Origin of the sequence: Paenibacillus sp. H1-7, from assembly GCF_022354825.1 — a bacterium.
Lineage (GTDB): Bacteria > Bacillota > Bacilli > Paenibacillales > NBRC-103111 > Paenibacillus_S.
The window spans coordinates 354438-380946 of the sequence record NZ_CP031168.1 but is presented as its reverse complement, the minus strand read 5'-3'; the positions used below and the strand labels follow the sequence as shown (position 1 = coordinate 380946).

The window sequence follows — 26509 nt, the reverse complement described above, 5'->3', positions numbered from 1 at the left end:
CCACAGAAAAAAGAAGAGGTATCCCTCTTCTCATCCGTTACCCTATATATTATGAGTCTGCCCTAATTGCAGGTCCTTAGTCCGCCGTCGGCTTCTTCGGTCCAATGACATAGACCGTATACCCACGCTTCATGCCAAATTTGTTAGCATAAGAACCGCTGTCGAAATACACATCGATGACGTTGCCTTTCACGGCGCTGCCCGTATCCTCCGCTCTGCGGAAGCCAAGCCCATCGATATAAACCCACCAGCCCAGGGGAACCACTTTGGGATCCACTGCAATTGTTCGACCTTCCGTTACTCTCGTACCCGATGAAGTAATACCGAACTGCGGATGCTCCGCGCTTTTGCCCGTAGAAGCTACACTTGCCGTATATGCAGTCAAGGTCACGTTATTGATGACCTGCTTCACGCCAAAAGACACACCGCCTTTGGTTACTTCTTGAAGATTCGGCGACGACGCCGACAACACGACTACCGGATTTTTCGTCCCGATAGCGACCACTTTATTGACGCTTTCCGTTTGGACCTTCTCACCAACCACTTGCTCGGAGACCAAGACTCCATCTTCATAAACCTTTTCCGTAGTTTTGAGGACTACGCCCTCTTGCCCTTCTTGCACTATCTGTTCTTTGCCCTTTACCAGCTGCGGATCGTTCTTCTTCACTACGCTAAACGCTACTTTTTCCGAAACCTCTTCCATTTCTTTCTTGACCCGGACAATTTGAATCTCACCGCTCGGAGGCAGTTCGGCATCCAGCGACGGATTTACCTTATCCAGCTCCCCAACCGTGACGTTCAAATCTTTGAGAGCATCCCCTACCGTCGTGGCAACGGTATAATGCGTCTTCTGCTCGCCGTCAGCCGTAAGCTGAAGCGGCTTGGCATGCTCGATGGTGATCCTGTCACCGTTCTTCACCTTCGAATCCAGCGCTGCCGAGAGCCTATCGTGCTCTCCAACAGTAATCTTCTGCTCATCCAGTAAACGCTGCAGATCCCATTGCTTCGTATACACAACGGTTTCCTGTCCGTTCACAACTACGGATACCTTCTTGGTAGCCGTACCGTATAACATCATCAAAAACATGAAAGTCAAAGCGAATGAAATGAGTGCTGCTTTCGATATCAAACGCAAGTTTTCATGCTTCCATCGCAATGCGAAGGACATGCTGGATGATCGTCTTACATGGGTTTGCTCGTGTTGAATAGCTCCCACTTGTCGGTCCTCCTTCAAAGCCCCGCCGTCGAGTGTTTCGCATGATTTCATCTGACGCGACTATGGTTTAAGTTTTGCAATCTTTCGTTAATTCAACTAAGGGCTGCAACCTACGGGCCATATCGTTTCTTCCTGCGTGCGGCCAGCACCTCCCCGGTATTCGGTCGTTATGTTGTCGGATTCGTATCACAATGAACGGGAGAACATAAAAAAAGTCATCGGAAAGAGGACTCTTCCCGTGACTTTTCGTTATTTCATCAAAATGAAATAAAGCACACGACAATCGTTACCTCTCTCTTACGCTTACGAGGTTAGCTGACGGATTCGGACTTGAGAGTCGCCCTACTTGGTATCGGATTGTTAGCCGTTTATCCTCACCAAGACTCACCCCAGAAATTGTGACCTTAGTCTTATTGAAATTCGAGACAGGTCAGCTTACGGTTCCCCCGTTTCCCTTACGGAAACTCAGCGATAGTGGAAATCTGGTAATCGTATTAAGTTAATATTGAGTTTACGCTGTCGGATATAAAGTTGTAAAGTATACAAACTCGCCAAAAAAGGTCCGTTTTTGTTCAATTCAAACAAATTTTAGCAGTTTCAAAAAGAAAACCCTTATTTTTCTTGCACTGACTTACTGTTTTAACCAATTTTCTTTAATTATCACGATTTCGACGAAAAAAGGGCTGTCCTGACCCCCGGATTCCTCTACTCCAAACCGAATAATCTAACTGCATTTTTAGTAGTCGCGTGAGCCAGCTCCTCCAAGGTTAACCCTTTGATTTGAGCAGCGGTTTCTGCGACTAATTTCACATACGCAGTTTCATTTCTTTTGCCGCGATGAGGATGCGGAGTCAAATATGGAGCATCGGTTTCGACCAACAGCCGATCGAGAGGAACCTTTTCAAGCACTTCCTTCGGCTGTTTGGCGTTCTTGAAAGTAACCGGCCCGCCGAACGAGATGTAGAAGTTCATATCGAGACACATCTTCGCCGTCTCCCAGCTGCCCGAAAAGCAGTGCATGACGCCGCCGACCTCCGACGCCTTCTCCTCACGGAGAACACGGATAATATCTTGATGCGCGTCACGGTTATGGATAACGATCGGCATGTTCAATTTACGGGCCAGCCGAACCTGCTCGCGAAATACGCGGTCCTGCACGTCTTTGAATGACGTATCCCAGTAGTAATCTAGGCCGATCTCGCCGATAGCGACGACTTTGGGATGGGAGCATAGCTGCTCGATCCACTCCAGGTCCTCCGGCGTCATATCCTTGGCGTCTTGAGGATGCCAGCCCACGGTCGAATAAATGAAATCATATTGCTCTGCCAATGAGATCGAGGTAGGGATCGTTTCCCGGTTAAATCCGACATTGACGATTCGACTGATTCCGTTCTCTTGCGCGCGACGGATGACCTCGTGTCGATCTTCATCGAATTGCGGTGCGTTTAAATGTGTGTGCGTATCGGTCAGCATATGTAAACAAAGTCTCCTTTATTGAAGTCTATATGGATGCGGCTGCTGCGCTTTATTCTACGCCAAGCAGCTTCCGGTGCTCCGGCTTAAGGTCAGCCCTGAGCAGCTCCTCCGGGAAATAAAGATGGTATTTCCCCATGTGGATGCCGCTGATTGAACGGACAATTTCCGACTTGCGCGAAATTTCTGTCAGCCCTTCTTTATGGTCCAGCAGCAAAATCGGCAATTTTTCGTCATGCTCGCCCGGACGATACACATCATACGAAAGATCCGAAGGGAAATCAATTTCGAGATAAAACGCAGGATCGATTCCGAGAGCCGTCATCGCATCACGAAGCTGCTCGATCAGCTGTACATCAATCCGCTCCAGCGTGACATATTTGAACAGCCTGCGGTTTAAGAAACGGGAGCACAGGTCGGACAATATCGGATCGGCTTCGCCGGACCATTGCATCAGCACGGTCTGCATGAACGCTTCGTCGAGCAGCAGGTACTCCTCTACGGTCAGCGTACGACGGAACAAGCTTAACAGCGGCTGCAGCATAAAGGAGAAGGCGTAGTTTTCTTCATATAACTGTTTCGCTCTTTGAAAAATATTATGCAAAATCACTTCGGCGCTGCGGGTAACCGGGTGGAAGTAGACCTGCCAGTACATTTGGTAACGGGACATCAAATAGTCCTCCACCGCGTGCATGCCGCTTTCCTTGACGACAATGTGCCCTTGGAACGGACGCATCACCCGCAATATACGCTCGAGGTCGAAGGTGCCGTAATTGACCCCGGTGAAATAAGCATCGCGCAGCAAGTAATCCATCCGATCCGCATCCAGCTGGCTGGACACGAGACTGATGACGATTTCCTGATTGTAGGTTTTGGCGATGACACCGGCCACCTTCTGCGGAAATGACGGGGATACCTGCTTCAGCACGCGGTTCACTTCCGTGTCGCCCAGAACGATCCGGCAAGACCATTCCTCGTGGTTCGTGCCGAACGTTTTTTCGATGGAATGGGAAAACGGTCCGTGCCCGACGTCATGCAGCAGCGCTGCACACAAGCTGAGCAGCCGCTCCTCGCTCGGCCAATCCTCGTAGCCGTTGCGTTCGAATTGCGAGATGATTTTGCGGGTGACTTCGTAGACGCCCAAGGAATGGGAGAACCGGCTGTGCTCGGCTCCATGAAAGGTCAAAAAGCACGTACCCAGCTGCCGGATGCGGCGCAGGCGTTGAAATTCTTTGGTATTAATCAAGTCCCATACGGTCTGATCCTGCACGTAGATGTATTTATGCACAGGGTCTTTGAAAACTTTTTCTTCGCGCAATGGATTCGACATGTCGGTTCCCCCTTAGCCTGGTTGCATTCGACAAAATAAATGAGACGGAAAATCCGTAGATTTGTCGAATGTTGTCGTAATCAACTTCCAAATGTGAACATTATATGACTTGAAATTATTTCTTGGACATGCAATATATTCATATTACTACGATTCCCATTTAGTTAAAAGCCTTTGTTTTTTGAGGTTTTTCACTTGTTTAATAAATTAAATTTTGTACAAGAAGGGTTTCATTCCAATTTTTAACGGGTAAAAATCAAAAATGATAGTTGACTATTTTGGGAATGGTTGGTATCATAAACCTTAAGAAGAATGTCGAATCATGACGATTAATTTATTGAGAGGGGACTTATCATATATGATGAAATCTACTGGTATTGTTAGAAAGGTCGACGAGTTGGGACGTGTCGTTATTCCGATCGAGCTTCGCAGAACGCTGGGCATCGGCGAGAAGGACGCTTTGGAAATTTATGTGGACGGCGAGCGCATCATGTTGAAGAAATATGAGCCTGCTTGTATTTTCTGTGGAAACGCTGAAAACGTGTCCTACTTCAAAGGAAAAATTGTTTGTCACGAATGTTTATCCGAAATGCCAATACCTGTGACAAAATAAAAAAAATAGGTTATAATAAGGATAGCACTTCTTACTAAGGTAATTCTAACCTTTTTCATATCTCCTCTATTCCCCAATTCATGATTTTTTATGAAATTGGGGATTTTTTTTGGAGTGGGGATGGAGTTTTGAACATTACCGGGTTAGGGAGTAGGAATGTACCTCCGGCCGCTGTTTAAGATGGATTCTTATTATTCAGTTTTAAGGTTATAATCCATCTTAAAAGGCGGCTCGTAAACTCTCCGGTTCATTTCCTTACTCCCTTTTTTGCAATGTTCAAACTCCATTTATATAGTAGAGCTAACAAACAAGCCGATCGAACATAGCGTCGATCGGCCTTTTTCAAAGATATTGTAAAATTTTACTGCCGGTGAAGCAGATTATACAGCTCCCGCTTAGGCATCTGGCGATCGGCGGCGGCCCGCTTGATCGCTTCCTTGCGGTCGACGCCCTGCGTCGTATAATGCTCCACATGCTCCTCCAGGCTGAAGGCTTCCCACCATGAGGCGGAATCCCCGCTCTCGGAAGCCGTGCTGCCCTCGACGACGATGACATACTCGCCCTGCGGCGGTACTTCCTTCAGCAGGTCGAGGCATTCCTGAATCGTACCTCTCGCCGCTTCCTCGTACTTCTTCGTCAGCTCGCGCATGAGACACATTTGCCGCTCCGGGTTCCACACCTCCAGCATCGCCTCGAGCGTCTTGACGATCCGATGCGGAGACTCGTAGAACAGCAGCGTCTCTTTGACCGGCTGCAGCGCTTGCAGCTCCTGCATTAGGGGCTTTTTGTCGCGCGGCAGAAAGCCGGCGAACGTGAAGCGGTCGGTAGGCAGCCCGGACACGATCAGCGCCGACAAGGCCGCATTCGCGCCCGGAATCGGAATGACGTCGATGCCTGCAGCGATTGCCTGCCGGACCAGGTCCGCACCAGGATCGCATATAGCGGGTAATCCCGCGTCGCTTACCAGCGCAATGTCATCGCCGGACTGAAGAATCCGGATGAGCTCCGGACCGCTAGCGTGCTTGTTGTGCTCATGATAGCTGACAAGGCGCGTCGATATGTCGAAGTGCGTCAGCAGCTTGCGCGTTTGCCGTGTATCCTCCGCCGCGATCCATTGCACTTCCTTTAAGATTCGGACCGCACGAAACGTCATATCCTCCAAATTGCCGATGGGCGTGCCGACCAAATACAGCTTGCCGGCCGCCTCTTCATTTTGCTGATAGCTTTTTTGAATGTTCAAGTGATGGTTCCCCCGTTAGGTAACGGTTGGCTCGATAAGCTGGTCTCGTTTGCCGTAATAAATCTCCATCAGCTCATCGCAATATTCCGTTTTATTTTTGTAAACGATAAGCGGCGGAAGCGTTCGCAGCTCCGGCTTCCCGTCTCTCAGTGCTTCCACCAGCACCATGTTCGCTTCCTCCCCTGCCCGGGGATGCACGAACCGGATTCGCTTCGGCTCCAACTTATATTGACGCATCGTACAAAAGATTTCAACCAGCCGGCTCGGACGATGCACCATAGCCACTCTGCCTCCGCTTCGCACAAGCCGGCTGCTTGTCCTTACTACATCCTCAAGCGTGCAGAACACTTCGTGACGAGCCGCAGCCACGTGCTCGTTTACATTTTGCTCGCCGTTAGGAACCGGGAGGTAAGGGGGATTGACCGTCACCACATCGAACGTACCGTTACCGAGCTCGGTGTGAATATTCCGCAAGTCGCCATGCACGATACGAATTTGCTCCTCCAAGTCATTGATTCGAACATTGCGGTCCGCCATATCGGCAAGCCGGTCCTGTATCTCCACACCGACGATAGAAGCCTTCGTCCGCGTGCTCAGAAGCAGCGGAATGACTCCATTGCCCGTGCACAGATCCACGACACGCCCCCTGGGCGGTACATAGCTGAATCTTCCCAGCAGTACGGCATCCATCGAGAAGCTGAACACCTCGTCGCTTTGGATAATTTTCAGATCGTTGGTCAGTAAATCATCGATTCTTTCATTAATATGAACGTCTACTTTTCCCATAGATGAACGATTCCTCTTTCTTCAAAAAAAACCGTAGAGAAGCTGGCTCCCTACGGCGGTTTCCTTATTTATTTAAAAACGACAAGCAGAACAGACAATCGCCTTCCGTCCGCAAATGACCGTAATAGACATTACAGATGTGGAAGCCCTCATGGTACAGTCGGGCCAAATTATCGTAGCCTTCCCCTGTAAGCTCCTTGGCCTGTGCGGCGGTGACATGAATTTTGGGCACGACCGCAACCGGCGGCTCGGCATCCTTCTTCAACAGCTTGCGCAGCTGCTGATTCTCAATGCTTAACCGGTTATTTTCTTCCAGCAGCTCGATGATCTGCTTCTTCATCAGTCCGAGCTCCGAGTATAGGGTACCCATTTGTTCTTCCATTTGCTCAATCTGAACAAAAATGTCTCTTTTATCCACACATTCACCTCAAGAAAGCTGGAACCACCGTTAAAACTGCCGCTCCGCCACATCGTCAAAGGATAGCTCCATGACTTTACCGAGCTCATAAATCTGCACTTTTACGGTACGCTCGTTAATATTTAACGATACCACGCGGCCATCTCCTAATGAAGTAATCACATCGTTGCCTACACGCGGTACATCATCCTTGGCACTTTCGTAGTTATCATGCTCATATTTCAAACAGCACATTAACCGGCCGCACAGCCCGGAAATTTTCGTTGGATTCAAAGACAAGTTCTGATCCTTCGCCATCTTGATCGAGACCGGCTCGAAATCGCCCAGGAAGGAGGAACAGCACAGGATCCTTCCGCAAGGACCGATACCGCCCAGCATCTTGGCTTCATCGCGAACCCCGATTTGTCTCAACTCGATTCTCGTCCGGAATACACCGGCCAAGTCCTTCACCAGCTCGCGGAAGTCGACTCTTCCTTCGGCTGTAAAGTAGAAGATGATCTTGTTGCGATCAAATGTATATTCAACGTCGACCAGCTTCATTTTGAGCTGGTGATCTCTAATTTTGTCCTGACAAATGGCAAAAGCGTTCTTTGCTGCGGATTTATTATCCTCTACCAACTGTGCATCCGTCTGATCCGCAATCCGGATCACTTTCTTCAGCGGCAGGACGACATCGGATTCCTGAACCACGCGTCTGCCGATAACTACTTTTCCGTACTCTATTCCCCGAGCGGTTTCGACAATAACCGAGCACTCTTTATCGACAGGCAAATCAATCGGGTCGAAATAATATATTTTACCGGCCTTCTTAAAACGAACGCCAACTACCGAGTACAAATCTACACCCCCTTCAGCTGCATTAACATTTTCTCCAGCACCAGCTGCGGGTTGGCATGAAAGCGAAGCCTTTTCTGCTGTTCGACCGCCTGCTCCAAGCACCGCACCCAGTGCTTCATATCGTAAGACAAGGCCAGTCCGCCCATCCAATCGGTTTGATCGGCATAAACCAGATCCGTGCGATTGCCGAGATGAAGCTGCACCATGTCCTTTAGCCACAAAATGAGCAAATCCATAAACAGAGGTAGCTGATCCGAAAGCTCCGACTTGGCCAGCTTTTGCTGAGCCGTCAGCAGTGCCGTGGGCAAACGGGACATACTCTCCTTTGTTAATTGTATCACTAGATTTCTGATTTCTGCAAACCCATTTCCTTGCATCATCTGCCGAGCCGCATCCGGACCCGCCGCTAACCGCACGGCCGCCTGGATCAGAACGGAAGGCTGCCCCTCCTCCTGCAGCATGGAAACCATCCGGTCCCGGCTCATTGGGGCGAACGGAATCCATTGCGACCTGGAGCGAATCGTCGGCAGCAGGGCTTGTCCGTTATCGGAAATCAATATAGCGACGACCCGCGAAGTAGGCTCCTCCAAAAATTTGAGCAGGCTGTTCGCCGCCTGCACCGTCATTTTATCCGCATCCTCGAGAATGTACATCTTGGGCCCGGAGGTGGAGGCACGGTACGAAAATTGCTTCTGCAGCTCACGGATTTGCTCGATTTTGATAGAGGCGCCGTCGGGACGGATCCAGTGCAGGTCCGGGTGGTTGCCGTGCTCTACTTTACGGCAGTTGAGACACTCGCCGCAGGCGTCGTCAGGCAGCACCTCGCAGTACAGCGCTTGTGCGAAAGCAAGCGCCATCTGTTTGCGTCCCGTGCCCGCCGGCCCGGTAAATATATAAGCATGGGATACTTTGTCCGTGCGCAAACTGTTCTGCAATATACGCTTTACGCGTTCCTGTCCTTGTATCGATTGAAAAGACATCGCCGTCTTCGTAAAATCCTTTCCTATTATATATGGGTTTATTTCATGCCTAACGGCCGCTGATTAAAATGCAAGGTTAATCAGCATGCCGCGGATTTCACCGATCTTGTGAAGCAGATCGATGCGCCCCTGCTCGCTCTCCAGCAACTCGTCGGCCAGAGTAAGCAGCTGCTCGTCGATCTCCTCCAACAGCTTGTACCTCTTGGAACGGCCGCGGCGGTCCCAGCCGCGCGTATCGCGCAGTTGGACCCCACGGCGGGCCGTCTCCTCCAGGTATTGCTTCACCAGCAGCTTATATTGCCGCAGCTCCCTGACCGTCATTGACCGTGACAGCCGGTCTCCCTGCAAGTGAATTTGCTGGAGGATCCGCTGCAACTGCTCTTGGCTCGCCCTCTCATCCTGCTGATGCATCATATCGGAGAACGATTTTTGCTGCAGGTGTTGGGAGGACGCTGTTTCGCTGCGCTGAATTTCTTTACCGAAAGGGCGCCAGCCCGGATTAATTTTCACGCTGCAACCAGCCCTTCATTAATAATGCTCGAATCGTTCGACCGGGAGGACGAAGACAGCCGCTCCGCCCACCTGAACCTCCACAGGAAACGGAATGTAGGAATCCGTCGTACCTCCCATAGGCGATACCGGAGTGACGATTTGCTCGCGGATTTTGCAGTTGGCCTTGATGACCTGCATCACTTCGTTCACCCGCTCATCCTCAATCCCGATCATGAACGTCGTGTTGCCTGCCCGCAAGAAGCCGCCCGTACTGGCCAGCTTGGTTGCGCGGAACCCTTCTTTAATCAACGCATTCGACAGACGGTTGCTATCTTTATCTTGTACAACGGCTACCACTAATTTCATTGGCGTTGGCCTCCTTTACAATTTACAATCGTTCCGGTTGGAGCTTGCTGCAAATGTTGTAGTGCCTGAAGGTAGTCTATAGATGATGGTAAAACATATTGCATAACTATTAATTTGACACCGGTCGATTCAATTCCTTCTTAGCTCCATGCAAAGCTGTTTTGGGAACCGTAATAGCATCATTGCCATTCCCAAAGCAGCCTTAATATTCCGGGTACACTGCTATTGTATGCCGATAGGGCCTCCCGGGTTCGAACGGCACTATAATGACATGTACTGCCTCCGCTTATGGCTTTTGCTTGTCCAGAAAGCTCTGCAGCTGTTCCTTCACGTCGACGAACACTTCGTCCATACTGCGGTTGGCGTCTATGATGACGATGCGGTCCGCAAATCGTTCGGCTAACTGAAGGTATCCTTCGCGGACTTTTTGGTGAAAAGAGAGCGATTCCAGGTCCAGCCGGTTAATTTCCCGGCCCTGGCGGGAGTGGATTCTTCTTAGCCCCTCCTCCGGACGGACATCGAGGTACAGAGTCAAGTCGGGAAAAAGCCGATCGATCGCAAATTGATTGATGGTCAACACTTCATCGATCCCGAGCCCCCTGGCATAGCCTTGATAAGCAAGACTGCTGTCGATGAACCGGTCGCAGATGACGACTTGTCCCTGTTCGAGAGCAGGCACAATCTTCTCGACCAAATGCTGTCTTCTTGCCGCCGCATAAAGAAGAGCTTCCGTACGCGCCTCCATCTTCGTATGGTTCGTATCCAAAATGATGGACCGGATTTGCTCGGCGATTTCAATTCCGCCCGGCTCCCGCGATGTAACCACGGAATACCCCGACGACGATAAAAATTCGCTGACAAGCGTAATGACGGACGTCTTCCCTGCCCCTTCCCCGCCTTCGACCGTCAAGAAAATACCTCTGTGCATCTTGATTGCTCCAATCGTATAATAAGTGCCCTGCGGCTCTCGTAATTTATTTATTGCATCCCTTAGAGGGTTACTATGATTATATACTGTTTGCCGTTCAATACCTAGCTTTTCCTCGTCCCCGGTACAAAAAACGCGCACCTCGCTGATATCAACGAAGTGCGCGTTATGCAAAAGCATGCGGCTGCTAAGCTTAAGGACGATCTTTCTTAATGAGCGCCTGCTCCGGCATCAGCCGGTCCAAAGAATATATATTCGCGAGCCGTGACGGCGTGAAGTTGGAGGCGAAGCCGAAGCTCAGCTCGGCTTTTTGCGGATGCTTCCCATCCGGAATCCGAATGGCCATCCCTTCCGGCTCCCGGAACGATAAGGTGTTCCCCGCTGTGATCAATTGCTTGTCGACGACATCGCCGGACGTCAAGCTCACGACAGTGATGTACGTGTTGCCTGTAGGAGGCTCTGATCCGCCCGAGCCGTAGGAAGTGCCCTCCAGCAGGTACAAATAGCCGCCGTAGGAAGCGAAGCCTTGAAATGTGCCTACCTTAGGCTGCGGCACGTCGGCAACCGGTTCGTAGTTACGGCTTTTTACCTGCTCCAGATCGTAGACGCCGAAGCGGAAGGCGCCGTCCTTGCGGTAGCGCATCGTCAGCAGCCCGTTGGCCGGATCGATATTGACCGTGGTGCGGTCTGCGCCCTCGATCAAGCGGTGCTTCTCGAGCTCCGGCGAATCTGGAGTCATAATGCTTCCGTTCTCAAACGGGAATCGGGCGATTTGCGTTCCCCATCCGCTGCTGCCCTCTGTGACAGCATCCGTTTCTGTCCACAAATATGCGGTCTCTCCTACGGTCTCCACTCCGATCTGAACCCCGTGGCCGAAGCCTTTCAAAAACATGTACCCAAGCTCGTTTCCATCCCAATCGAGCTGCGTTAACGTCAAGTCGCCGTTCTTATCCCGCGACGATCCGCTGACAGGCGCGCTTTCTCCCGGAAGCTGCTGTCCTCCAGCCATGAGCTGAACGACATAAATATGCCGGTTCACGTTATCGAAAGCAAACGATTGGAGTACGGTACCGTTGTGTAAGGCTTTGTCGCGGATGATTTCCGTCGCCTCCGACGACAGGTCGAACATTTTCGAATGGAGCACTGGCTTTCCCTCACTAACGACGGGCTGCAGAATAGGAAGCAGACTCAAAATAGTAATGCAGGCCACATGCTTCACTGCACGTTTTCCCGTGAATAAAGTACGGATCAATTGCTTGCTCTTCGTAAACAAACTGTTCATTGGATTCATACCCTCCCGCTCGATCTGGTTTGATCTCTTATGGTCTGGTCTGTTAGCAACGATACTGCACTGACATCCTATTTTCGTTTTAAGCAAGGCTTTGGCTTTGCTGCAGCTTGATCCGTTTCAGCTCCTGCATGATTTGACGGCCGCCCCGGCCGCCAAACAAATCGTGCAGCCGATCGTATTGCTCGTACAGCCGGTCATATACCGCCTTATGCTGCGGATCGGGCCGAAACGTCTCCTCCCTCAGCTTCGCCATACTAGCGCAAGCTTCCACTACGGTGTCATATCCCCCGATTTGTTTACCGGCGGCAACGGCTCCCCAGATGGCGGCGCCCAGCGCCGGTGTCTGGGCGGAGGCGGACAGCTTGATTTCGCGTCCGGTCACATCGGCATAGATTTGCATTAGCAGCCGGTTGCGCTGCGGCAGCCCGCCGCAGGCTAACAGCTCGTCAACTGCAAGCCCCGCTTCCTCATAAGTCTCAATAATTTTGCGGGTGCCGTAAGCAGTCGCTTCCAGAAGCGCACGATAAATGTCTTCCGGCTTCGTCTGCAGCGTGAGCCCTACGATCAAGCCGCTCAAGTCCGTATCCGCCAGAACCGAGCGGTTCCCGTTCCACCAATCGAGCGCCAGCAGCCCGTGCTCACCGGGATTGAGAAAAGATGCACGGTGCTCCAGAAGCGAGTGCACGTCGATCCCTTTCTCTTGCGCCTCATGAGCGACTTCGGGTGATAACGCTTGGCGGACGAACCAGCCGAACAGGTCTCCTACCGCAGGCTGCCCCGCTTCATAGCCGAACAAGCCCGGGATGATTCCGTCCTCGACGACGCCCGTTACGCCTTCCATATGTACTTCTTTATCGCTAAGCAGCATATGGCAGAGAGACGTACCCATCGCCATAACCATCTGACCGGCACGCACGGCCCCCGCCCCCGGGACGCCGGCATGCGCGTCGATAATGGCCGCGGCAACCGACGTGCCGGGACAGAGTCCCATCATCGCCGCCGCTTCGTCCGTCAGCTCTCCCGCTCTTGCTCCCAGCGGGAGAATATCCCCTGACAGCTTCGTGTCCACGAAGCGCTCGAGCCGGGGATCGAGCTCCCGGAGGAAGGATGCCGGCGGGTATCCGGCGGCTTTGTGCCACATCGCCTTGTAGCCGGCACCGCAGCCGCTTCGCGTAAGGCTGCCTGTCATACGGGAGACGATCCAGTCCCCCGCCTCCACGAAATAATGCGCCGCCTCGTACACCTCGGGCGCTTCGCTCAATACTTGCCACGCCTTGGCCAGCATCCATTCCGGGGATGTCTGCCCGCCGTAGCGGTTCAAGAACGGCTCCCGCCTCGCCTGGGCCAGCTCGTTAATTCGCGCCGCTTCCTTGTGCGCGGCATGGTGTTTCCACAGCTTGACATAGGCGTGCGGCTCATCGCGGAACGATTCCAGCGCACAAAGCGGCCTTCCGTCGGCATCTACAGGAAGCATCGTGCACGACGTGAAGTCGACTCCGATGCCGATAACATGTGTCGGATCAACGCTCGCGGCTCGCAGCACTTCCGGGACCGACTGCCGCAATACCAGCAGGTAATCGTCGGGATGCTGAAGCGCCCAGTCGTAGCCCAACCGTTTGCCGGTGCTTGGCAAGCACTCGTCCATGACGCCGTGGGGATAGAGGGTGACATGACACGCAAGCTCTTCCCCGCTGCAAGTGTCCACAAGCACCGCCCTGCCGGATTCCGTTCCAAAATCGATCCCGATCGTATACCGCCGTTCCATCGTTTGCACGGTCATCCCTTCCGTTCGATCAGCTTACGGATCTGGATGGCCGGCTCCGGATTGTTCACAGTCATCAGCAAGGACCCGCTCCCGATAGCGTAGAACACCTGCTGCTCCGTATCGGGACAGTAGCACCAAGGCAGCACACCCTGCCTTTCATAATCCTGGACCAGCTGCGGCGTCAATAGCTTCATGCTAATCCCGACAGCCCACATTTTCGATATGGTGCCGTCTTCCCCTGGAACATAATTGGACATCAACTCGCCCGGGAACCCCTGCGTCTTCAATTGGTAGGTATCATGAATATAAGCAAGCACCTCGGCGTCGAAGCAGGTGAATATACAGCGCGGGATAAAATCGTATTTCTCCAGGATGGCAATAGACGCGTCCGCAACCTCTTTGGCATCGGGGCTAGGCTTAATCTCGACATTGAGCAGTACGTCCGGATAGGAGGCTAACAGCTCGCACAGCTCCTCGAATGTAGGGATTTTCAACCCTTCATACACTTTGCCGAACCATCCTCCGGCATCGAGCTGCTTCAGCTCGGCACATGTAAGATCGCTTACTTTACCGGTGCCGTTAGTTGTCCGTTCCACAGTTTGGTCATGGATGACCATGACGACTTTATCCTTGGAAAACCGGAGGTCGAACTCCAGCATATCGACCCCTAATTCAATCGCTCTTTGAAAAGAAAGAAGCGTATTTTCCGGATAAGCGGATTTCCAGCCGCGGTGGCCGGCAACAATAATGGACGGATTCGTTTGCAAACGGGTTATCATTTGGTTTCTATCCCTTCTATTTATATATCGCCTTCAGGCCAATTGAAGCGGTTCTTTCAAGTCTGCTTCACACAATGCACTATTTCTTTAAAATACGCTCCGTTTCCTTCTTGAACGTATCCAGCGTGCTGGCGATATCCTTGTTGTCGTACATAATCGCCTGGATGGCCTTGAAGAACTCCTGCATCACTTGCGTCCACGCAACATGCTTATTCGTATCGACTGCGTACTGAAGCTGATCGTATGCGACTTTGCGGTTCGGCTCCTTGGCCCACAAATCCTTCATTTGCTGCGATTCTACCATCTTCTTCGTAAATGGAAGGTAACCGGAATCGAGTATAAACTGCAAGCCGCCCTTAGGATCGGTCATTGCCCAGTTCACAAACTCCCATGCCGCGTCTTTGGCTTGCGAGCCGGACATAATGGAGATATTCGCTCCCCCTGTCGGTGTAGCGTACACTTGATCCATCGGCAAGTAAGCCGTAACATACTCGAACTTGGCGCTGTCCTTCAAGCTGCCGATAACCCCCGTTGACTGGAACATCATGCCGATTTTGCCGCTGGTGAACATCTGATTGACGATATTGCCCGAGTCTTGCGCCGGAGGATAGTACAAGGCGCCTGTGCCTTGCAGCTCTTTCAGGAACTTGAACGTTTTTTCGCCTTCTCCGTTAGTAAAGCCGATAGATGTGCCGGCGTCATTGAAGAACTTCCCTTTCGCCTGGGAAATCATTGCAATAGGATACCAGGTGTCATAAGGCATACTGAAGCCATACCGCTTGTATTCCCCGTTTTCTTTTACGACCAGTGCATTGGCTACCTTTTTCAGGTCCTCCCATGTTTTTGGAATGGCCAGCCCTTTTTCGTCAAGCATCGTCTTGTTGACGTGCAGAATCGGAGTGGAGCGGTTAAACGGCAAGGAAACGAGCTTTTTATTAAATGTAGAATGGCCCATCAGCCCTTGCGGGAAATCGTCGGCGGTCATGTTGGACTTTTTCATATAAGGCGTCATATCCTCCAACACTTCCGAGTCAGCGAACATTTGTACGTAAGCGCGCTCGAGCATCGTGACGTCCGGTCCGGTTTTGGCCGCAACCGCTTGTTGAAGCTTGGTTACCGTCTCGTCATACGAGCCTTGGAATGTGCCTACCACTTCGATTTTGTCGTGCGTTTCGTTGAACCGTTTGATCATCTCATTGATGTAGTCGCCGTTTTTCCCGCCCAGGGAGTGCCAAAATTGCACCGTCGTCTTGCCGCCCGCCGCATTGGAAGGAGGATTCGCCGCGGGCTCCGTCGCTCCTCCCGAACACCCTGCGAGCAGACTGGCCGTCATCGCCGTTGCCATTACTATTGCCGGAAGCTTTTTCCTCATTGTGATTATCTCCTTTAGATTTGGATTGGTTATCGCCGGTCTGTCTCATTACTTGATACCGGAATAAACGAACGCCTTGACGATTTGCTTGGAAGCAAACATATAAACGATAAGGATGGGAACGACCAGAACTACGTTGCCGGCCATAATAATGTGCCAGTTGCTGATTCCTTCGGTCTCTCTCAGCATCGCAATCCCCATGGTAAGAGGGCGAACCGCTGCTGAATCCGTCATGACGAGCGGCCAAAAATAGTCGTTCCAATGGCTGACGAAGCTGAATAGCGCGATCGTGGCCAGGGCCGGCATAGACATTGGGATCATAATGCGCCGCATGATCATAAGCTCGCTTGCGCCGTCTAGGCGTGCAGCCTCGACCAGCTCGTGCGGAATCTGCATGAAATATTGGCGCAGAAGGAAAATACCGAAAGCATTCGACATGAACGGAATGATTTGAGGCCATAGTGACTTGATAAGCCCCGCATCCGCGAGCATCAAATAGACCGGGATAAACGTCACCTGCCCCGGAATCATGAACGCCAGCAGTACTGTCCCGAAGAAGAGCGCGCTCCCCTTGAACTTGTACTTGGCAAAAGCATACGCCGCCGGGATCATGACCGCCGCTTGCAGGACGATGATGGACAGCGTCACGATCACGGAATTTCGGGCATACGTCACGAACGGACCGGCGCTCATCGCTTTAACAAAGTTGCTCCACTGCGGAACCGCCGGAAGCCATGTTGGCGGAAAGGTCATCGTCTCCTCAAAGGTTTGCAGTGAGGTGGAGATCATCCATAAGAACGGGAAGATGAAGACCATAAGGACGACCGCTTTCAGCAGTACGCCGACGGTCCAACGGAACGGTCTAAGCCATGAAGCCGACCGGACGCTGTAGGTACGGACGCTTTCTACACTTTTTTCTTGCTGCACTAACACAGGAAGGACACCTCCTTGGTCGCATGAATAGCCGAGTTATTGGTAATGAACTCTCTTGGACAGCACTCGGAAATAAATGAAGGTGAGCACGGCAATAATCGCCATCAATACGACCCCTGTAGCCGAGGCATATCCGATACTGTTCGATCTGAATTCGTAAATGTAGTAAACGAGGGTGGTTGTAGATCCGCTCGGTCCGCCTCCGGTCATGATTTTTACCGTATCGAACACTTTGAACGAACCGATGGTCATAATGATCAGAATAAAGAAGATCTGTGGTGAAATCAGCGGCAGCGTAATCCGGAAAAATACGTCGGCCTTGCCGGCGCTGTCGAGCTCCGCCGCTTCATAAATTTGAGGGTTCACTCCGTGCAGCGCCGCAACGATAATCAAGGTGTAATAGCCGATTCCCTGCCACACCGAAACGATAATAACGGACAAGAGCGAGGTGCTGGAGCTTTGGAGCCAAGGCATCGGGGGCAGCCCGACCGCTTTCAGCATGTAATTGAGCATGCCGTGACTCGGCTCCATGAGCCACATCCATACCAGTGCGACGGAGACGATAGAAATAATGTGAGGCGTAAAAATACCCGCTTGAATCACTTCGTTAAAGCGCGATTTTTTCTTGAGCCATACGGCAATGAGGAGAGATAAGGCCAAGGTTAGGAAAACGACACCGACGGTATAAATCACCGTATTGAGCAAAGAATGATAGAAATCGCCACGGGAGAAAATCTCCTTGAAGTTGTCCAGGCCTACGAATTTGCTCTTGGCTTTGTTCAGCAAATTGTATTTGTAGAAGCTTAATTTGAGCAAATACAGCACCGGATAAAGGACGAACAAGATGATGCCGAGCATAGCCGGCGCGATCATGATGTAAGGACGAACCGATTCCCATAGTTTTCGTTTCCTCATGCTGCCTCCTTCTTTCTACGCATTTTCATCAAGCAAGCGTGCATCCATTTTATGATTGCGCTTTCAAAGCTGTCAAGTACCCGGATGCATCTGCCAGCCGATGCCGGTTTATTTACTTGCATCCGTTTCTGTAGTACAATTTTCATGCGACTTTCACTGTGTCACCAGTGAAAGTCGAGATATGTTTTTTTCCAGTCTCTGTGGGCCAAAGCAGATTCCATTGCGCCAGCTAGGTCATCTGCTTGGTTCACCTCTACAAACCGTTCCGGTATCAGGCGGCGTAACGTTTCCTGACAATCCGGTTCCACCATCACCTTCAGCACCTCACGGAAATCTTTGTCCGAGCTTCGGCTGCTGCCATGAATCGTAATCCCTTTTTCCAGCACATCTCGTGTATTGATGGGAACCAGCTCCTCGCTTACCCCCATAGCAATAAGATGCCCGCCGTACTTTAGAATGTCGATTCCCTGGTTCAACGCGCTCTCACTAAAACGTCCACCCGTGCACTCCACTACAATGTCAACCTTGTCACCGGCTGAAAAATCGTAGGTTTGCACCATTTCGGTTGCCGCAAAGGTAAACTCGTCCAGCTTCTCCCTTATCGCTCCGAACACCGTCAGCCGGTCGCTACCGACCCCGAAAGCATGGTGAAGCATCGCTGCGGTCAAATATCCTACGGGTCCGTCTCCGAATACGGCTACTCGTGCCCGGTCCAGCAGATGCGCCACGCCTCTGAGCGCCCGGTACGATACGCTGCACAGCTCCGCCAATACGGCGATTTCGTCGGATACCGAATCCGGAATCGGAATGAGGCACGGCTCCGGCAGTACCAGCCTGCTCTGAGCGATCCCGTCCGTCCCGCTTCCCAGAAACTCGCTATGGGAGCAATAGTTGTCCTCGATCTCGCCCCGGCATGCCGGACAGCATTGCTCCGGCTGCACATTTTGCAATAGGTAGCCGGGCACATACGGAACGATGACCACCCTTTGTCCTTGATCGATGCCCGCTGCACGACTTTCCACCACAACGCCTATTCCCTCGTGAAGCAGCGCCATCGGCAGCTTTCTGGCCAATACCTCCGGCTTGCGATTCCCGCCAAAATAGCGAAGATCGGCGTGACATATGCTTGCCAGCGTCGGCTCGACGACCGCGAATCCCTCCCTCACGTTCCGTTCGACCCTGACTTCCTGAACGGTATGGGGCTGTGTCAATCGTAAAGTTCTTGAGTTCACTGTTGCTGCTGCCACTAACCGTAACACCTCCATCTACCTGAATCCTGTTTATGATTATGAATTTCCGGCCGAATGGGACGGCCTGGAAAGGTTCACCTGAGTATGGAATGGGCCTATACCGTAAGCACTTGAATCCCCGCATCCCGAAACGGCTTAATATCGAACTCCGACACCTCTTTGCCTGTAATCAAAGTGTGGATGGAGCTGTTCGGAGTCACGGTGTGTAATGAAATTTTGCCGAGCTTCGTGCCGTCCGCTACGACGATAACCTCCTGCGCCGCAGCGATCATCCCTTGCTTGGCCAATACCAGCTGAGCCTCCGGGTGCATGAGCCCGTGCTTCGGATGGATGGCCGGCGTACCGAGAAATGCTTTGGACACGTGGAGCGAACGAAGCACATGGTCGGTAAACATGCCGTTCAGCATGTAACTGGACGGGTACAGCTCGCCTCCGGTTACCGTAACGGTCACGCCCGGAGCATCCTTGAGCTCGGCTGCCACGTTGATATCGTTCGTTACGACGGTAAGATGGGAATGATGAATCAAGTTTTTGGCAATATGAAGCGTAGTCGTGCCGGAATCAATGATGATATGGTCTCCGTCTTCCACCAGGCTCGCGGCCATTTTACCGATACGCATCTTCTGCTCAAGCTGGACATTCGACCTTTCATGGAAGGGAGGCTCGTTATTCGTTAAACGCTCTACAATGACGCCGCCCCGTGTCCGTTTGAGCAATCCCTCCTGCTCGACTTCCGCAAGATCCCTGCGGATCGTTGCTTCGTGAACGCCGAATTCCTTGGCCAAAACGCTGACCGAAACGGCTTGATAGTGCCTGACATACTCGACGATTCTCCATTTTCTCTCCGCTGCCAGCAATACGCTCCCCCCAGTTTACAAATAAACAACTTCGCGCATTATTTTGTTCATTAGTGCTCGTTTTTGCACTTTTAGATTACATCGCGGTCATCCTTTTTGTCAATACTGTGATTTTAATTATTTTTTTGCCGCTGAAAAAGAGAAGTAGTGACGTCGGAAACCGTTTTACTTTTACAAAATCTTTGAAAAATCTTAATCATATGTTCGTACGTATTCGAAATTGCTCATTCATGCTTGATTCGAACAATCGATGAGAGCGAATTTTCGCGCAGAAGTATAAAAAAACGCGCCCTAGACCGTCCTGGAGCATGCACTCGCTTTATGACAAAAGCCCGCTCGCAGCTTCATCGAAGCGGCAAGCGGGCTTATCTTTGATCAGCTAGAGCCAGGCGCTATTTTTGTGCCTTGGCTTTGAAGCTTTCATTCATTTCTTTAATATGGCTTTGGTATCCTGCGTCTTCTTTCATTGTTTTAACGAACTGATCCCAATCGTTCATACCGGCTTTCCCGATAATCACATTGATCATCATATCGTTGATCTTTTTGTTCCAATCTGCGCCTTTTTCCTTGAACGCGGCCGACTTGGTCAATCCGTATTCCGGATTCGGCTCGGATTGGCTTCCAATCGTATCGATCAGCTTCTTGTTGTATTCCAGCACATCGGTTGGCATACCGGAAGTAGCGGCGCGCAAATATTTGTTATAGTAGCCTGTCACCCATTGGCCCGTAGAATCGCCGGAGTAGCCTTTCTTCTTGCCTTCCTCCGTCTGGGTCACCGTTCCGTCGGAACCAATCGTGTAATCGACATCCTTGATGCCGTACGTCCCCATGTTGTATCCTTCTTCGGTAGCGGTATAATCGTAGATTTCCAAAATGCGCTTCAGCTTTTCTTCGCTGACTTTTTTGCTGATCAGGAATTGGCCGTAATAGCCGATGGCCTGCTCATAATGCGGTTTGCCGTCAGACGCTTTCGGCAGCTCGTAGGCTACGAGATCGGCATTCGGGTTCGCTTTTTTCAAATCGACATTGAATTTATACGCATCCACTACGTTGTTGATAGCGGCGCCGGCTTTCCCCTGCACGACCATATCCCGCACCTGCTGGCTCTTCATTACCGGCAAATCCGGCACGATGCCGCCCGCCTGATACGTTTTGTTCCAGAATTGCAGCGCTTCTCTCGCCTGCGGGGTCATCCAGTTCGGCGTGATGCCGTTCGCATCCTTTTGCCAGCCGACACCCGCTCCGAACATACTGATCAAATAGTTTGCCGGTCCCGGAGAACCGAACAGCGCTAAACCGAACGTATCGGCTTTTCCGTTGCCGTCGGGATCCTTTTGCGCGAAGGCGGACAATACGGTGTACAGCTCGTCCATCGTTTTCGGAGGCTGCAGCCCTAGCTTATCGAGCCAGTCCTTGCGCAAAATGAGCGCCTGAGCTCCGTCCAGCGGACGTACCCTTGGCAGCGAATACAGCTTGCCTTTGATCGAAGCGTTGTCGAACACGTTTTGCGGATATTTCGATAAATTCGGGTAATTTTTAATAAAAGGCGTCAATTCCCAGAAAGCGCCCTTGTCGATAGCGTTCAGGAAGCTCGGTGTCGTTCCGAAATCTTCTACGAACGTAACGTCGGGAATGTCGTTGGAGGCAAGCAGCACGTTCAATTTCTCGGTAATGTTGTTCGCCGGAATGTAGTTGATTTTCAGGTTGGCGTTAAACTTCTCGCCGATTTTTTTCAGCCCTTCCAGCTCGCCTGTAGGAGTCGCGCCGAAAGCAATGGTTGTAATGGAAATATCCATCGGCTTGCCGGCCGCGCCGCTATCCTTCGACGACGCTTCGGAGCCCGACTTGCCGCCGCATGCGGTCAGAGATGCGATTAACGCAACCGAAACGGCACCTGCCATCATTTTATTCATTTTGCTCATTCTTAAAGACCTCCCTTAATGTATGGTTTCTATAGACAGCTGCGGTTATCCTTTCTTTAGCCTTTAACCGAGCCGACCATCATCCCTTTGACGAAATACTTTTGCAAGAACGGATACACGATAACGATAGGCAAGGAGGAGACGACAACCGCAGCCATTTTGATAACGTCCGGCGGTACGGTTTGCTCGCTCTGAATCATAGCGGCAATGCTCGGATCGGCAACCTGAGTGGAAGCCTGGATGAGCAGCATTTGCAGAATCACCTGCATCGGCCGGAGCGTATCGTCGTTAATGTAGAGCACCGCGTTGAAGTACGTATTCCAATACCCTACGGCGAAGAACAGCCCGAATGCAGCAAGCGCAGGCAGCGAGAGCGGCAGCATGATACGGAAATAGACACCGATGTCCGAGCAGCCGTCGATTTTGGACGCTTCCTCCAGCTCCGAAGGCATCTCCTGATAAAAGTTTTTCATCAGGAATACATACCAAGCTCCCGTCAGTACGGGCAAAATAAGCGACCAGAGCGTGTTCGTCAAGCCGAGCGAATCGACCAGCATGTAGTTCGGGATCATTCCCGGCTGGAACAGCATCGTCAGCAAGATCGCTACGAGAAAAAACTGCTTCCCTTTCAGCCGCTGGCGCGAAAGCACATAGGATAGCGAGCTGGTTACCACCAGGCTTAGGATCGTTCCCCCGATGGCCAGCACTGCGCTAATTCCCATAGAGCGTAAAAAGGTGTTAGTCGACAAAATGTACCGGTACGAGTCGAGACTCCATTTTTCCGGAAACAGCACGACCGATTTGGTAACATATTCATTCGCATCCGTGAAGGATACGATAATAACGTACAAGAAAGGCAGGATCGTCACTAACGAAACAACGGTCAGAATCGCATAGTTGAAAATTTCAAACAGACGGCTGGATGCGGTAGGTTTCATCAGTACAGCCCCTCCTCTCCGAACCTTTTGGCCAAACGGTTGCCTCCGACGACAAGAATAAGACCGACAACGGATTTAAACACGCCGACAACGGTTGCGTAGCCGAATCGCCCGTTCAATATACCCACGCGGTATACATAAGTATCGAATACATCGGCAACGTGAGAAACCGGGGCGCTGGCCATCAAATAAATTTGCTCGAAGCCGACCTCCATCACTTGTCCAAGGCGCAGAATGAACAGCACGACGATCGTACTGCGGATTCCCGGCAGCGTAACGTTCAGCATCTGCTTCCAGCGGTTGGCTCCGTCAATTTGAGCCGCTTCGTACAGCTCCTGATTAATGCCGGTCAGCGCCGCGAGGAAGATGATTGTTCCCCAGCCCGCTTCCTTCCATATGCTTTGCGCTGTCAGCATGAGCCAGAAGGAGCTCGGATCCGTAAGGAACGGAATCGATTTGCCTCCCGATTCGGTAATGAGCTGATTTACTACGCCTGTCCCTTGACTGAACAGCAGGTAGCATATCCCGACTATGACGACCCATGACAAGAAATGCGGCAAATAGACGACAGTCTGCACGAAACGCTTGAACAGCATCCCGCGAACCTCATTCAACAGTAATGCCAGCACGATCGGCATCGGGAAGAAAAAGATAATGTTCATGAAGCTGATGCCCATCGTATTCCGGAACAGCATCCAGAAATCCGGATTGGAGAAGAACTCTTGAAAATATTTGAACCCGACCCAATCGCTAGCCCAGAACCCGCTCCAGGGCGAATAATCTTTGAATGCCAAAGCCAATCCCCAGATAGGAAAATATTTAAATATGAGGAAAAACAACAGTCCAGGCGCAGCCAGTACGTACAACCACTTATCCCGTTTTATGGCGACGGCCCACTCCTGCAGCACCCCGCGCTCCTTCCGCTTCATCCCTTCGGTTCGCAAAGAAGACGGCTGCTTGCCCGTTCCGCGGATCGCCTCAGCTCCGGTTTGTTCCATGCGGTTCACCTCCCAAGTTAGTTGTCCTAAGCTGCCGCGACATTGATTCCATTATTGTAAAGCCTTTCACCAACATGTCCGTTGGGTTACCTTGGTCAATCGAATCGTTTCAGCCGGACCGAATGATTGTATAGTACAGCGACCATGACCATGGGCTCAAGGTCCAATTCTTATGCCGCGGCAGCGTCAAAAAAAGAGGGTGCCCCTCACCCCCGCGACGCTCCGGATACCGCATGGAGCCTGGGTTATTCACCTCGATCCCCACTTTTTAAGCAGACCTGCCCATTAAAAAATGAGCCCTGCCGAAAGCGGTGCAGCAACGCAAAAAAACCGCAGGCTCCTGTGGTAGAAGGAGGAGACTGCGGCTCGATGTTTATTCTATTCTTTTGGCGCTAGGCTTGTCCCGAATCCGATTCACGAAATTGACCGGGTGTGAGACCGGTATGCTTTTTGAATACACGGATAAAATTTTTCGGCTGATATCCGACCTTCTCAGCTACCTCGGACACGGATAAATTCGTCGAGAGCAGCCAGGTCTTGGCCTTCTCGATTCGATAGGCCGTTACATATTCGATGAACGACACGTTCATTACCCGTTTGAACAGCTTGCTGAAATAAGGCGGGCTGAGCCCGCATTTTTCCGCCACTTGGTCGAGCGACAGATCGAGATGGTGATGCTCTTCGATATACGATACGGCTGCATCGAGCGTTCTGGCGTACTCCTGGTTTTGCCGCTGCAGTACATTGTGTGCGATCGGACGCACCAGCCGCTCGAGGAACCAATCGTTCAGCTCGCCGATCGAGCGGCATCTTCCGATTTGCCGGTACGGATCAACTTCATCCGAATGCCCTCCGAGATCGTCCGGCTTCAGATTCAGCGAGAAGGCTACCCGCATCGTCGCGGTGAACAGCTGATAGTATGCCGTCCGGATCCCCTCCGTCTCCCGGAGAGTGTCCCTGGCATATACAGCGAACAGCTCCAGATGCCGCTCCGCTTCCGCCGCGTCGCCGACTCGCAGCGCCTGTTCCAGACCCGCCTCGATCTCGAACGGATACGGGTACGGCTTAGGCTCCTGCGCATCCAGATCGGTGCTGCGGATGACTTGTCCTGTTCCCGCCCAAAACCGGGAACGAATCGCCATCGCCGCCTGTCCGAACCGCATCGGAAGCTCGTTCGGCTGCCCGGCCCCTTCCCCGATTCCTGCCGTTACGGGCAGCATCAAGTAATTGGACAGCTCCGATAGAACCTGTCCCGCGAAATCACGAACGCCTGCGAACCAATCGGCCGGATCGGAAGCGTCCTCCCACAGCCATATAGCGACCTTGTCGTTCAGCAGGTTGACCGTCATGCCGTTAACGCCGCTTTGCAGCAGCAGGTCCTGCGCAATATTTTTGATCGTAAACACGATCAGCTCCTTATCGCTTTCCCCGAACCGGCTGCCGCTATTCGGCGACTGATCATATGCCAATATGAACACGGCATGCGAGTGACGGTAGGGCACCTCATACCGTTGAAAAATAACTTCCAGCTGCTCCGGCGTATAATGAGCAAAATGCCCCTGAATAAATTGCAGCGCAAACGCCTCGCGGATAGCCGGAAGCTGCTCGCGCAATTCCGTTTGCAAGCCGCTGGTCTTTTGGTTCAGCTCGGCCCAGCGGCTCTGCACATAGCCGATTTCATCCGTGTGCAGCTCTCCCTGGCGGTTGCCGCGCACAAGGGAGACCAGATGCTCGATCGGCCGGTAGATGCGCCTCGTTCCCCAAGCCGTCGCCGTGCCGCCCAGCAGCAAAAAGAGAATAATGATGCCTGCCGTTATGACAGCAATTCCCCGCGATTTGGCATTAAGCGCCTGGAGAGGCACCATATCGAGATATGTCCATCCGTTAAAGGAGGAGACATAGGACGTAACCAGGTAATCCTTGTTATTCCAACGGAAGGAGAACGGACTTCCCTTCGCCGCTTGTTCCTTAACCCGCTCGAATAACCCTTCAGGAGCCTTTTGTCCCGCAGAGGAGACGACCCACTCTCCTTTATCATCCAATATAAACGATTGTTCCCCTTCGTAGACCGAGTACTTCGTCATATTTTCCTGCAGGAAGGTTGGAGCTAACTGAACGAACAGAAGCCCGATCGGCTCCGGCGATTGGAACGGCACCTGACAGATCAAGGTTACCCCCCTTTGCCCACCCTCCGGCTCCGGCATGAAAAGAAACGGCTCATGAACCCAGCTCATCGCTTCGGGTGAAGCCATCAGCTGCTGAAGCTGCCTCCGCTCCTCTTCTCCGCTTAGCTTGCGTCCCCCTCCATCCGGAGAAATCAAGTAATCGTCCTCCGGAATATACATGAGGATGTGCCCTACCTCGGCATTGCTAATCTGCAAGGACGATAAATTTTTAAATAAACTGGAGTAAAATCCGGAATAGTTCGTCCATTTCAATTCCGTCAAATTCGAACTGAAAAACGACCCGAGCAGCATCTGCAATGCATTGCTTCGGACCCTTTGAAGCGTTGTATCTATGGAATAAGAGGCGTGCATCAGGACTCGGGCATTCGCCTGGTCTACCTCCTTGCGGATCGCCGAGGCTGAGAAATAATAACTGGACACCCCTACGGCTATAACGGGGATAATAGATGCTAACAGCGATACGACAAGCATTCGCCGCAGCATCGTCTTTCGGAATGCTTCGAATGGATTCCGGATGCGAAAATAACCGTATTTCATGCTGTGACCCCCTCGTGGCTATCTTCACGTCTTTTTAGTTTATCGATGGACCGGCCGCGTTACAATACATTGAGCGGACCACGGATC

Annotated in this window: 24 protein-coding genes and 1 riboswitch; of the genes, 1 reads left to right on the top strand and 23 read right to left on the bottom strand. The window is 51.8% G+C overall.

The genetic code is table 11. The features are described from left to right. Nucleotides 1-76 precede the first annotated feature (76 nt). From DVH26_RS01765 to DVH26_RS01755, 3 genes are all read right to left on the bottom strand, one after another. The gene (locus tag DVH26_RS01765) at nucleotides 77-1216 is read right to left on the bottom strand and encodes a resuscitation-promoting factor (RefSeq protein ID WP_239630883.1); all 1140 of its coding nucleotides are present in this window, start codon (nucleotides 1214-1216) and stop codon (nucleotides 77-79) included. A 285-nt stretch (nucleotides 1217-1501) separates the two neighbouring features. Beyond that, nucleotides 1502-1697: riboswitch (cyclic di-AMP (ydaO/yuaA leader) on the bottom strand. A gap of 224 nt (nucleotides 1698-1921) precedes the next feature. Next, nucleotides 1922-2689, bottom strand: a complete 768-nt coding sequence (locus tag DVH26_RS01760) for a TatD family hydrolase (RefSeq protein ID WP_239630882.1) — start codon at nucleotides 2687-2689, stop codon at nucleotides 1922-1924. A gap of 52 nt (nucleotides 2690-2741) precedes the next feature. After that, complete coding sequence (locus DVH26_RS01755; RefSeq protein ID WP_239630881.1) at nucleotides 2742-4019, bottom strand: HD domain-containing protein; 1278 nt, start codon at nucleotides 4017-4019, stop codon at nucleotides 2742-2744. Nucleotides 4020-4377: 358 nt separating this feature from the next. On the opposite strand from DVH26_RS01755, the gene DVH26_RS01750 reads away from it, so the two are divergent. Continuing rightward, nucleotides 4378-4632 (top strand): AbrB/MazE/SpoVT family DNA-binding domain-containing protein, encoded by a 255-nt coding sequence (locus DVH26_RS01750; RefSeq protein ID WP_010501678.1) that lies wholly within the window; start codon nucleotides 4378-4380, stop codon nucleotides 4630-4632. Nucleotides 4633-4993: 361 nt separating this feature from the next. Here DVH26_RS01750 and rsmI read toward each other — a convergent pair whose 3' ends face one another. The 20 genes from rsmI to DVH26_RS01650 all read right to left on the bottom strand — a co-directional run bounded on the left by rsmI (nucleotide 4994) and on the right by DVH26_RS01650 (nucleotide 26422). Beyond that, nucleotides 4994-5872, bottom strand: coding sequence for a 16S rRNA (cytidine(1402)-2'-O)-methyltransferase (gene rsmI / locus DVH26_RS01745; protein ID WP_239630880.1), 879 nt, complete (start codon nucleotides 5870-5872; stop codon nucleotides 4994-4996). 15 nt (nucleotides 5873-5887) lie between these two features. Next, nucleotides 5888-6658 (bottom strand): tRNA1(Val) (adenine(37)-N6)-methyltransferase, encoded by a 771-nt coding sequence (locus tag DVH26_RS01740; protein ID WP_239630879.1) that lies wholly within the window; start codon nucleotides 6656-6658, stop codon nucleotides 5888-5890. A gap of 64 nt (nucleotides 6659-6722) precedes the next feature. Next, a complete protein-coding gene (gene yabA / locus DVH26_RS01735; RefSeq protein ID WP_239630878.1) occupies nucleotides 6723-7076 on the bottom strand; it encodes a DNA replication initiation control protein YabA in 354 nt (117 codons plus the stop codon). A gap of 30 nt (nucleotides 7077-7106) precedes the next feature. Then, nucleotides 7107-7913, bottom strand: a complete 807-nt coding sequence (locus tag DVH26_RS01730; RefSeq protein WP_239630877.1) for a PSP1 domain-containing protein — start codon at nucleotides 7911-7913, stop codon at nucleotides 7107-7109. 2 nt (nucleotides 7914-7915) lie between these two features. Continuing rightward, entirely contained in the window at nucleotides 7916-8893 is a 978-nt protein-coding gene (holB, locus tag DVH26_RS01725; RefSeq protein WP_239630876.1) for a DNA polymerase III subunit delta', read from the bottom strand. A 63-nt stretch (nucleotides 8894-8956) separates the two neighbouring features. Beyond that, nucleotides 8957-9403, bottom strand: coding sequence for a YaaR family protein (locus tag DVH26_RS01720; RefSeq protein ID WP_239630875.1), 447 nt, complete (start codon nucleotides 9401-9403; stop codon nucleotides 8957-8959). 18 nt (nucleotides 9404-9421) lie between these two features. Next, the gene (locus DVH26_RS01715) at nucleotides 9422-9751 is read right to left on the bottom strand and encodes a cyclic-di-AMP receptor (RefSeq protein ID WP_239630874.1); all 330 of its coding nucleotides are present in this window, start codon (nucleotides 9749-9751) and stop codon (nucleotides 9422-9424) included. 286 nt (nucleotides 9752-10037) lie between these two features. Beyond that, on the bottom strand, nucleotides 10038-10679 hold the full coding sequence (gene tmk / locus DVH26_RS01710) for a dTMP kinase (protein WP_239630873.1): 642 nt from the start codon (nucleotides 10677-10679) through the stop codon (nucleotides 10038-10040). A 193-nt stretch (nucleotides 10680-10872) separates the two neighbouring features. Beyond that, nucleotides 10873-11961 carry a phage baseplate protein gene (locus DVH26_RS01705; protein WP_239630872.1) on the bottom strand — a complete coding sequence of 363 codons (1089 nt, stop codon included), beginning with the start codon at nucleotides 11959-11961 and terminating at the stop codon, nucleotides 10873-10875. Nucleotides 11962-12049: 88 nt separating this feature from the next. Next, nucleotides 12050-13735: a ribulokinase gene (locus DVH26_RS01700; protein WP_239635251.1), complete on the bottom strand. Its 1686-nt coding sequence runs from the start codon at nucleotides 13733-13735 to the stop codon at nucleotides 12050-12052. 11 nt (nucleotides 13736-13746) lie between these two features. Further along, a complete protein-coding gene (locus tag DVH26_RS01695; protein WP_239630871.1) occupies nucleotides 13747-14514 on the bottom strand; it encodes a glycerophosphodiester phosphodiesterase family protein in 768 nt (255 codons plus the stop codon). A 79-nt stretch (nucleotides 14515-14593) separates the two neighbouring features. Next, the gene (locus DVH26_RS01690) at nucleotides 14594-15886 is read right to left on the bottom strand and encodes an ABC transporter substrate-binding protein (protein WP_239630870.1); all 1293 of its coding nucleotides are present in this window, start codon (nucleotides 15884-15886) and stop codon (nucleotides 14594-14596) included. Nucleotides 15887-15934: 48 nt separating this feature from the next. Next, a complete protein-coding gene (locus DVH26_RS01685) occupies nucleotides 15935-16702 on the bottom strand; it encodes a carbohydrate ABC transporter permease (RefSeq protein WP_239635250.1) in 768 nt (255 codons plus the stop codon). A 153-nt stretch (nucleotides 16703-16855) separates the two neighbouring features. Next, nucleotides 16856-17734 carry a carbohydrate ABC transporter permease gene (locus tag DVH26_RS01680; RefSeq protein ID WP_239630869.1) on the bottom strand — a complete coding sequence of 293 codons (879 nt, stop codon included), beginning with the start codon at nucleotides 17732-17734 and terminating at the stop codon, nucleotides 16856-16858. A gap of 161 nt (nucleotides 17735-17895) precedes the next feature. Next, nucleotides 17896-18981: a zinc-binding dehydrogenase gene (locus DVH26_RS01675; protein ID WP_239630868.1), complete on the bottom strand. Its 1086-nt coding sequence runs from the start codon at nucleotides 18979-18981 to the stop codon at nucleotides 17896-17898. Nucleotides 18982-19079: 98 nt separating this feature from the next. Continuing rightward, a complete protein-coding gene (locus DVH26_RS01670; protein WP_239630867.1) occupies nucleotides 19080-19841 on the bottom strand; it encodes a DeoR/GlpR family DNA-binding transcription regulator in 762 nt (253 codons plus the stop codon). A 392-nt stretch (nucleotides 19842-20233) separates the two neighbouring features. Continuing rightward, nucleotides 20234-21763, bottom strand: a complete 1530-nt coding sequence (locus tag DVH26_RS01665; protein WP_239630866.1) for an extracellular solute-binding protein — start codon at nucleotides 21761-21763, stop codon at nucleotides 20234-20236. Between the two features lie 56 nt (nucleotides 21764-21819). Further along, the gene (locus tag DVH26_RS01660; RefSeq protein ID WP_239630865.1) at nucleotides 21820-22701 is read right to left on the bottom strand and encodes a carbohydrate ABC transporter permease; all 882 of its coding nucleotides are present in this window, start codon (nucleotides 22699-22701) and stop codon (nucleotides 21820-21822) included. After that, on the bottom strand, nucleotides 22701-23699 hold the full coding sequence (locus tag DVH26_RS01655; protein ID WP_481857568.1) for an ABC transporter permease: 999 nt from the start codon (nucleotides 23697-23699) through the stop codon (nucleotides 22701-22703). The genes DVH26_RS01660 and DVH26_RS01655 overlap by 1 nt, the downstream gene beginning before the upstream one ends. A 392-nt stretch (nucleotides 23700-24091) precedes the next feature. Continuing rightward, nucleotides 24092-26422, bottom strand: coding sequence for an AraC family transcriptional regulator (locus DVH26_RS01650; RefSeq protein WP_239630864.1), 2331 nt, complete (start codon nucleotides 26420-26422; stop codon nucleotides 24092-24094). Nucleotides 26423-26509 lie beyond the last annotated feature (87 nt).

Coding starts and splice junctions, on each gene's coding strand:
- DVH26_RS01760 (WP_239630882.1), bottom strand. CDS start 2,689: ATGCTGACCGATACGCACACACATTTAAACGCACCGCAATTCGATGAA.
- DVH26_RS01755 (WP_239630881.1), bottom strand. CDS start 4,019: ATGTCGAATCCATTGCGCGAAGAAAAAGTTTTCAAAGACCCTGTGCAT.
- DVH26_RS01750 (WP_010501678.1), top strand. CDS start 4,378: ATGATGAAATCTACTGGTATTGTTAGAAAGGTCGACGAGTTGGGACGT.
- DVH26_RS01740 (WP_239630879.1), bottom strand. CDS start 6,658: ATGGGAAAAGTAGACGTTCATATTAATGAAAGAATCGATGATTTACTG.
- holB (WP_239630876.1), bottom strand. CDS start 8,893: ATGTCTTTTCAATCGATACAAGGACAGGAACGCGTAAAGCGTATATTG.
- DVH26_RS01715 (WP_239630874.1), bottom strand. CDS start 9,751: ATGAAATTAGTGGTAGCCGTTGTACAAGATAAAGATAGCAACCGTCTG.
- tmk (WP_239630873.1), bottom strand. CDS start 10,679: ATGCACAGAGGTATTTTCTTGACGGTCGAAGGCGGGGAAGGGGCAGGG.
- DVH26_RS01705 (WP_239630872.1), bottom strand. CDS start 11,961: ATGAACAGTTTGTTTACGAAGAGCAAGCAATTGATCCGTACTTTATTC.
- DVH26_RS01700 (WP_239635251.1), bottom strand. CDS start 13,735: ATGGAACGGCGGTATACGATCGGGATCGATTTTGGAACGGAATCCGGC.
- DVH26_RS01695 (WP_239630871.1), bottom strand. CDS start 14,514: ATGATAACCCGTTTGCAAACGAATCCGTCCATTATTGTTGCCGGCCAC.
- DVH26_RS01690 (WP_239630870.1), bottom strand. CDS start 15,886: ATGAGGAAAAAGCTTCCGGCAATAGTAATGGCAACGGCGATGACGGCC.
- DVH26_RS01685 (WP_239635250.1), bottom strand. CDS start 16,702: ATGGTCTTCATCTTCCCGTTCTTATGGATGATCTCCACCTCACTGCAA.
- DVH26_RS01680 (WP_239630869.1), bottom strand. CDS start 17,734: ATGAGGAAACGAAAACTATGGGAATCGGTTCGTCCTTACATCATGATC.
- DVH26_RS01665 (WP_239630866.1), bottom strand. CDS start 21,763: ATGAGCAAAATGAATAAAATGATGGCAGGTGCCGTTTCGGTTGCGTTA.
- DVH26_RS01660 (WP_239630865.1), bottom strand. CDS start 22,701: ATGAAACCTACCGCATCCAGCCGTCTGTTTGAAATTTTCAACTATGCG.
- DVH26_RS01655 (WP_481857568.1), bottom strand. CDS start 23,699: ATGGAACAAACCGGAGCTGAGGCGATCCGCGGAACGGGCAAGCAGCCG.
- DVH26_RS01650 (WP_239630864.1), bottom strand. CDS start 26,422: ATGAAATACGGTTATTTTCGCATCCGGAATCCATTCGAAGCATTCCGA.